Annotated in this window: 8 protein-coding genes; 3 read left to right on the top strand and 5 right to left on the bottom strand. The window is 68.9% G+C overall.

Annotated elements, in window-relative coordinates:
• Positions 1-7: 7 nt before the first annotated feature.
• Both ENSA5_RS07915 and ENSA5_RS37220 read right to left on the bottom strand, forming a co-directional pair.
• On the bottom strand, positions 8-316 hold the full coding sequence (locus ENSA5_RS07915; RefSeq protein WP_106391024.1) for a heavy-metal-associated domain-containing protein: 309 nt from the start codon (positions 314-316) through the stop codon (positions 8-10).
• 20 nt (positions 317-336) lie between these two features.
• Entirely contained in the window at positions 337-1,254 is a 918-nt protein-coding gene (locus ENSA5_RS37220) for a hypothetical protein (protein ID WP_181197495.1), read from the bottom strand.
• Positions 1,255-1,347: 93 nt separating this feature from the next.
• Between ENSA5_RS37220 and ENSA5_RS07905 the strand changes: the two genes are divergently transcribed.
• The 3 genes from ENSA5_RS07905 (at position 1,348) to recA (ending at position 4,121) form a co-directional block, all read left to right on the top strand.
• Positions 1,348-2,109 (top strand): glutathione S-transferase N-terminal domain-containing protein, encoded by a 762-nt coding sequence (locus tag ENSA5_RS07905; RefSeq protein ID WP_181197494.1) that lies wholly within the window; start codon positions 1,348-1,350, stop codon positions 2,107-2,109.
• A gap of 58 nt (positions 2,110-2,167) precedes the next feature.
• Complete coding sequence (locus ENSA5_RS07900) at positions 2,168-2,905, top strand: hypothetical protein (protein ID WP_106391021.1); 738 nt, start codon at positions 2,168-2,170, stop codon at positions 2,903-2,905.
• Positions 2,906-3,053: 148 nt separating this feature from the next.
• The gene (gene recA / locus ENSA5_RS07895) at positions 3,054-4,121 is read left to right on the top strand and encodes a recombinase RecA (RefSeq protein WP_106391020.1); all 1,068 of its coding nucleotides are present in this window, start codon (positions 3,054-3,056) and stop codon (positions 4,119-4,121) included.
• Between the two features lie 111 nt (positions 4,122-4,232).
• Here the strand turns inward: recA and ENSA5_RS07890 are convergent, their stop codons facing one another.
• From ENSA5_RS07890 to ENSA5_RS07880, 3 genes are all read right to left on the bottom strand, one after another.
• Entirely contained in the window at positions 4,233-4,892 is a 660-nt protein-coding gene (locus ENSA5_RS07890) for a YwqG family protein (protein WP_106391019.1), read from the bottom strand.
• Between the two features lie 14 nt (positions 4,893-4,906).
• On the bottom strand, positions 4,907-5,875 hold the full coding sequence (locus ENSA5_RS07885; RefSeq protein WP_146155448.1) for a hypothetical protein: 969 nt from the start codon (positions 5,873-5,875) through the stop codon (positions 4,907-4,909).
• 96 nt (positions 5,876-5,971) lie between these two features.
• Positions 5,972-6,871: a tol-pal system YbgF family protein gene (locus tag ENSA5_RS07880; RefSeq protein WP_106391017.1), complete on the bottom strand. Its 900-nt coding sequence runs from the start codon at positions 6,869-6,871 to the stop codon at positions 5,972-5,974.
• Between the last annotated feature and the right edge of the window lie 38 nt (positions 6,872-6,909).

Raw genomic sequence — 6,909 nt, 5'->3', positions numbered from 1 at the left:
CGGGCTGCTAGCCCTCGTCAACCGCGACCGCTTCGCCGGGCTCGGCCTCGTAGCCGATCTTCTCGATCACCTCTTCGATCCCCGCCGGCTCCGCGGCGCCCTCGGTGTAGGTCACGGTCGCCTTGCCACCGTCGAGGTCGACCTCGACCGAGCGCACCCCCTCGAGCCGCTCGAGCTCGTAGGTGATCCCCTGCACGCAGGACTCGCAGGTCATGCCCTCGACGGCGATCTCGACCTGCATGACCCGCGGCTCGGCCTTGCACGCGATGAGCAGGACGGTGGCCAGGGCGAGCGCGGGCAGGCGTCGGGCGGGCATGACCCGGGTGTACTACGCGATCAAAACCGCCCCGACAACGACAGCCCCGCCTGCCCGCGACCACCCCACGGCGCGACGCTCAGCTCGTACTTCTTGCGGTTGCGCAGTTGGCTCTCGGCCGACAGCCCGAGCCCGAGCCCGACCGCGCCGAGCGCCGTCGAGAGGTCGATGACCACGACCGAGGTGATCGGCGAGCAGGTGTAGCGAAACCCATTGACCTGGGTGTAGGGCCCGACCGCGCGCTCGTAGCACAGGTTGTAGAGGGCGGTGTCGGCGATCAGCCCGCCGATCCCGACGGCGAACAGGGTCCAGCCAGCCGCGCGCCGCCCCTTGGGTTGCTTGACGGGCTCGTCAGCCTCGTGGCGCAGGTAGGCCGTGCGCCGCCCTTCGAGCCAGCCGCCCCCGCCCGCGAAGCCCATGAGCGCGAGCCCGAACACGCGGTCGGCGTTGCCGCGATGGCCACAGTGAGGGTCGTCGCAGCTCAGCGCCGTGACCCACTGGCGGGTGATCAGCACGCCGAACAGGCCGCCTGCCGCGGCGTAGAGCCCGACGCCTCGCCTGGGCTCAGGCTTGACCGGGGCGAGGGTCGGCGATCCCCACTCGTCGAGGAGCTCCGGGCTCCCGTCATCGGCTGGGACGACCGGCTCGCTCTGCCAGGTCGGCAGCTCGGTGGGGCCTGGCTCGGGCGCGGGTTGGGGCTCGGGCTCGGGCGCGGGCTCGGGCTCGTCCGCGATCGCCGGCTCGGGCGTCGTCGGGTCGGCCGGCATCGGCGTGGGCTCGGCCGCAGCCTCGGTCTCCACGTGGGCCGGGGCGATCGCCGGGTCGCCCGGCTGGGGCTGGATCGGGCTGACCTTCGGGGTCTGGACGGGAGGTCGTTGATCGCCGCTCGGCGGCCCGAGGAGCAGCGCAGCCGCCAAAACCAAAGCAGGTGAGACCATGGCTCAGCCTACCCGTCGCGCGCGGCGCCGAGCAACACAAAGCGCCCGCGCGCGGGTGACCTGATCCGGGTCGGGGTCGTAGGCTGTGCTCGAGTGCCGCGCCTCATCACGATCCCCGCCAGTCATTTTTGCGAGCTTGCCCGCTGGGGCCTCGACCACGCGGGCGTCGACTTCGAGGAGCAGCCGCACCTGCAGGTCATGCACCTGCTCGCCACAACCCGCGTCGGCGCGCGCCGCCTGACGCCGGTGCTCGTGACCGACGCGGGCCTCGTGCAGGGCTCGGTCGAGATCCTCGACTGGGCCGATCAGCGGCGCGCGCCCGGTCGCGCGTCGGTTCGCGCCAGTCGAGCGCGCTTCGCTGAGCTGCTCGGTGTGTCGCTCGACGAGTTCGGGGCCGCGACCCGCCGGGTGTTCTACGCCAACGTCGCGCGCTGCTCGACCGAGCTGGGCATGCGCATCAACGCTCCGGGCGCCCCGGTCTGGGAGCGTCGGCTGTTTCGGGCGATGTATCCGCTGATGATGGGCCTCGCCCGCCACGCCTGCGAGGTCGATGCGCGCACGGTCGCGGCCGCCCGCGTGCTCATCGATCGCGCCCTCGATCGTGTCGCCGACCGCCTAGGTGACGGGAGGCCCTTCCTCGACGGCGACCACTTGTGCGCCGACGACATCTGCTTCGCCAGCTTGTCGGTGCCACTGCACCCGCCTCCGAATTACGCTGTGCCGCTGCCGGAGATCGCGGACTTCCCCGCGTCCGTCCAGCGCGAGTTCAATCGCTACGCCGAGCACCCGGCGGTCGCCCACGCGCTGAACATGTACCGAGGGCATCGAATGCGCGCCGCGGTCGATGTTGCGTGATCTGCGCGGTCTCTGATTTACCGGCCGGCCCGTCATTTGCTAAGGTCCGACCGCCCCCATGACCATGCCGACGCCGAAATTCACGTCGATCCTGCTCTCTGCGCTGATGGCCACCGCTGGCCTCAGCCTGACCGCCTGCGAGAAGGGCGGCGGCAGCAAGAAGAAGTCCGAGCGCCTCCGCTGGGTCAACAAGCCGACGACCGGGACGACCGAGGATGACGGGAAGATCATCAAGATCCCCGGGATCGCGATCGACTTCTACACGCCCGACGTTCTCTACGTCTACAAAGACTGCGTCGAGGCGGCCCACTCGCCCGAGGGCCCCGACGCCAAGTGGGTCCCGGTCATCCGCTGCAGCAGCAGCGCGGGCGGCGACGAGGACGAGAGCGACTACGACGACTGGGAAGAGGGCGACGACGAGGACGACTACGGCGACGATCGGGTCCTGACGATCTACGTCACCGACAAGTCCGACATGATCATCAACGAGCGCGCGACCGCCAGCTACAAGCTCCAGTACGAGCAGGCCGGGTTCGAGGTCGAGTCCCTCAACTACTTCGACGAGTACCTCGCCAAGCCCGGCCGCCGCGGGATCGAGGTCGTCGCCCACACGGTCGACAGCGACAGCGGCTACCCCGACCGCGAGATCCGGCGCTTCATGTTCCCCAAGGGCGACGTCGTGTTCATCGCCCACGTCGACTATCCCTTCGGGCAGGACCGCAGCGGGATCAACAGCGACTGGGAGCGGATCCTGTGGAACTTCCAGTTCGCCGAGGACGGCGCGCTGTTCGAGTAGGCTCTGCGGCCAAGATCGAGCCGACCGAGGTGGCCGGCTGGCGGGCCAACGTCCCGCTGGCGGGCCACCTTCGCGATCACGGATCGCCGCAACTACCGAAGATCACAGCAGCTTCGTCGTGGCCCGGGTTTCGCTTTTCGGGCCGTGCATGGCACGCAACAAGCCAACGAAACCCTCCACCACTCCCAACACCAAAGACGCCGACTCGCCGGTCCGCGTGGCCGTGCGCAACACGGTTGCGAAGATCTGCGAGCGCTTCGGCAAGGGCGCGATCATGGCCCTCGGCGGCGATCCGGGCGACCAACCCCGCTACGAGGCGATCCCGACCGGCTCGCTCAACCTCGACGACGCGCTCGGGATCGGCGGGCTGCCGCTCGGCCGCATCGTCGAGATCTACGGGCCCGAGTCTTCGGGCAAGACCACGCTCACGCTCCACCTGATCGCCGAGGCCCAGCGGCGCGGGGTCGTGTGTGCCTTCATCGACGCCGAGCACGCCCTCGACATCCAGTACGCCCGGGCCCTCGGCGTGGATCCGAGCGAGCTGCTCGTCAGCCAGCCCGACCACGGCGAGCAGGCCCTCGACATCGCCGACTCGCTCGCGCGCACGGGCGCGGTCGGGCTGATCGTCGTCGACTCGGTCGCGGCGCTGATCCCCAAGGCCGAGCTCGAGGGCGACATGGGCGACCACCACGTCGGGCTTCAGGCCCGGCTGATGAGCCAGGCGATGCGCAAGCTCTCGGGGGTCGCGGCCCAGACCAACACGCTGATGGTGTTCATCAACCAGCTCCGCCACAAGATCGGCGTGACCTTCGGCAGCCCCGAGGTCACGACCGGCGGCAACGCGCTCAAGTACTACGCGAGCGTGCGCCTCGACATCCGCCGGATCGCCACGCTCAAGGACGGCGACCGCCCGATCGGCTCACGGACCCGGGTCAAGGTGGCCAAGAACAAGTGCGCGCCGCCCTTCGCCCGGGCCGAGTTCGAGATCGCCTTCGGTCGCGGGATCGACCGCGAGGCGGAGATCCTCGATCGCGCGCTCGAGGCCGGCGCCGTGACCAAGGCCGGCAGCTGGTTCTCGTGGGGGGAGCGGCGCCTCGGTCAGGGCCGCAACAACGTGGTCAACTGGCTGCGCGACAACCCCGACGAGCGCGAGGCCCTGGTCGCCGCGCTGTGCGGGGGTCCGGCGCCGCGGCCCGCCAAGCAAAGCGCCGCTTGAGTCGCCGCGACCACCGGTCACGACGGCGGGCCGGCTCCGGCTCTGGCGGGCGGTGTGTCTGCTGGGGTCGGCCCGCCGAGCTCCCGAGCTCGAGCCGCGTCCGGCAAAGGCTCAGCGCTGCATCTCGGCGTAGAACTCACCCGACTCGGGGTGGAAGTAGACGTTGAGCACGTCGTGGATCTCGACGTCGAAGCCCGCCTTCACGAGCGGGTAGCGATTGAGCTTGAGGACGAGTTCGTAGCTCCCGGGGTCTTCCATCAAGCCCAGGCTCTCGAACCCTCCGTAGACCGTGGGATATCCGCCGAGCTGGCAGTGGCCTCCATCGTTGTTGGTCAGCTGCCGACGGAGGCCGTCGATCTGCGCGTCTGACTGCCAGTCACCGAGGCGCTTGTCATAGGGCAGCTCTTTGCCGCTTGCTTGGACCAGGGCGCGTGCCGGAACCACCCGAACGTTGTCGGGCGGGTCGATTGGCCCGAAGTCCTCGCCTGCGCCGTGACTCCAGATCGTCACGTGATCGGGGTCGCCCCACTCCACGTATCCCTCTCCTTCGTTGAGGAAGACCGTGATCCAGCGAGCGTTGCCCGGGGCCCAGGAGTCGGCAGCAAATCCGAAGCGGCCCAGACAGGTCATCGCGTTCGGCCAAGCCGTACCCGAGGGCGCGAAGGGGGTCCCGCCGAGATAGGAGGCCGCGGGGGCGACCTTCGCCTCGGCGCCGGGGTGGAAGATGGTCACGTCGCGGACCAGGGCGGTCAGTTCGGACTCGTTCGGCATTGTGCCTCGTTGGCTCAGCGCTCCGCGAGTTCGATCGTGATCTGATCGAAGAGGCGGATGTTTTCGTGCGGGTAGGGCTCGTGGTCGTTGTACTGCAACCCGGCCGAGAAGGTGACCGTACCGACCTCCGTGAAGCGATCTGCGGGGATGACCCCGGTCACCGTGTCGCCGGTTGAATCCCCGGAGAGCAGGCTCAGGACATAGTCGCCGTTGCACGACAGCGCGTTGTCGAGGCAGGCTGGGTAGTCCGAGAGCATGTAGATGTGAGGGTGGCCCGCGGGCACGACCGGGCAGGCCGGCAGGCAGCCGTCGGGGACCGGGGTCCCCATCGGACCCCAGGGATCGCAGCTAGGGTCGATCCGGCAGTCTTCACCCGAGTCGACGAACTCGAAGTTCCGCGACGCGATCACGACCTCGAGCGGCTCACCGACGATGTGGACGTAGCCCGGCGGCGGCGAGACGATCGCGACCTGCGGCCGCAGAGGGTTTTGGTCTTCGATGTAGAACACCGTGTAGGTCGAGGCGCTTGGGTTGTCGTAGGGCGTGCCGTCGCCGTGGACGGCCTCGACCAGGAGCCGGTAGGCGCCGGGCTCGAGCGAGCTGATGTCGAGCTGGGCGCCGGCCGAGACGACCGAGACGGTGGAGATGTCGGTCCCGGCGACGCTGACCGCGATCTTGCCCTCGCCCTCGACGACCTCGTTGCTGTCGCTGATCGTGAAGTTTGAGGTCGAGTAGTTGACCGTCAGCGTCTGCGCATCGAAGGTCAGGTTCTGGAGCGACTCGGGCCCGGTCACGGTCACGACCGGACCGCTGTCGTCGACGCAGCGGTTTTGCCAACACGCCTGGTTCGCGCCGCAGTCGGCGACGGCCTGGCAGTAGTAGACGTTCGACAGGGTCTCGTCGAAATCGACGGTGTAGCAGCCAGCGCCGCCGCCGAGAGCGAGCGCGACAGGCAGCGCGAGAGCGAACGAGAGGCAGCGCATCGCCGCCATCTTAGCCTGAACTCGGACTCGAACCCAGACCCAAGCCCAGACCCAGACCCAGACCCAAGCCCAAACCACTCCCGTCCAGTCGCAGCCTCAGAATCGGCCGCGGATGACCAGGCCGGCGCCCTCCGGACCTGCGGTGGGCGTGACCGTTGCCTCGGCACCGCCGGCTTTCTTCTTTTTGACCAGACCCACGGCCAGCAGCGCGACGCCTGTGAGCGCGACGGCACCACCGATCGAGATCATCAGGACCTGGTTGAGCTGCGCGGACCGACCGTCGGAGTCGAGGGTGCGGGCCTGATCCAGGGTCACCCGCTCGGGGTTGCCACCTTCGTACACGTCGGTGAGCTGGCCCGAGATGTTGGCGGCGCGGCTCCCGAAGATCGCGCCACCGGCCACGGCGACCCCGACGCCGACGCCCGTCAGGACCCCACCGGTGATCAGGAGCCCACGGCCGGGCTTGGGCTCGGGTTTGTCGTCCTCGGGCGGGGGCTGGATGATGATCTGCGGCTCGGGTTTTTGGTTGGCCTCGGCCTCGGCCTCGGCCTTGTCGAGCTCGATCTGCTTCTCGATCCGCTCGATCTTGTTCTCGGTGTTGACCTTGTCTTCGGGATCTTCCCCGAACGCGCTCTTGTACGAGCGCAGGTAGGCCTCGTAGGAGATGATGGCCTGCTCCCAGTTCTCGAGCGCCTCCTGGCACAGGCCGACGTTGTAGTGGAAGACCGGCGAGGGGTAGAGGCTCTGGGCCTCGAGGAAGAGCTGCAGCGCCTCGCTGTAGTCGCCCGCGTCGTAGGCAGCCTTGCCGTCGTTGTAGGCCTTCATGGCCCGCTCTTCGGTGTTGATCTCGCCGCCCCCGGCCGGAGCGGCGCTCGCCAGAGTTGGGAGCGAGACCGCGAAGCAGGTGGCCACGCTCAGCGCGATCACGCGAAGTCGACGGGCGGGGCCGAGCAGCTGCGAGGTGAATTCGTGCCGGGCGTGGGTCGTAGCGAGCAAGTCAGCAGATCTCCAGCGGCGACTATAGCAACCGCTGC

It is taken from the genome of Enhygromyxa salina (assembly GCF_002994615.1).
Taxonomy (GTDB): Bacteria; Myxococcota_A; Polyangia; order Nannocystales; family Nannocystaceae; genus Plesiocystis; species Plesiocystis salina_A.
This window is presented reverse-complemented; position numbering and strand designations above follow the sequence as displayed.

Bases quoted from the DNA above. Each gene is read 5' to 3' on its own strand.
- ENSA5_RS07890 (WP_106391019.1), bottom strand. From the start codon at position 4,892: ATGCCGAACGAGTCCGAACTGACCGCCCTGGTCCGCGACGTGACCATC.
- ENSA5_RS07885 (WP_146155448.1), bottom strand. From the start codon at position 5,875: ATGCGCTGCCTCTCGTTCGCTCTCGCGCTGCCTGTCGCGCTCGCTCTC.
- ENSA5_RS07900 (WP_106391021.1), top strand. From the start codon at position 2,168: ATGACCATGCCGACGCCGAAATTCACGTCGATCCTGCTCTCTGCGCTG.
- ENSA5_RS07915 (WP_106391024.1), bottom strand. From the start codon at position 316: ATGCCCGCCCGACGCCTGCCCGCGCTCGCCCTGGCCACCGTCCTGCTC.
- recA (WP_106391020.1), top strand. From the start codon at position 3,054: ATGGCACGCAACAAGCCAACGAAACCCTCCACCACTCCCAACACCAAA.
- ENSA5_RS37220 (WP_181197495.1), bottom strand. From the start codon at position 1,254: ATGGTCTCACCTGCTTTGGTTTTGGCGGCTGCGCTGCTCCTCGGGCCG.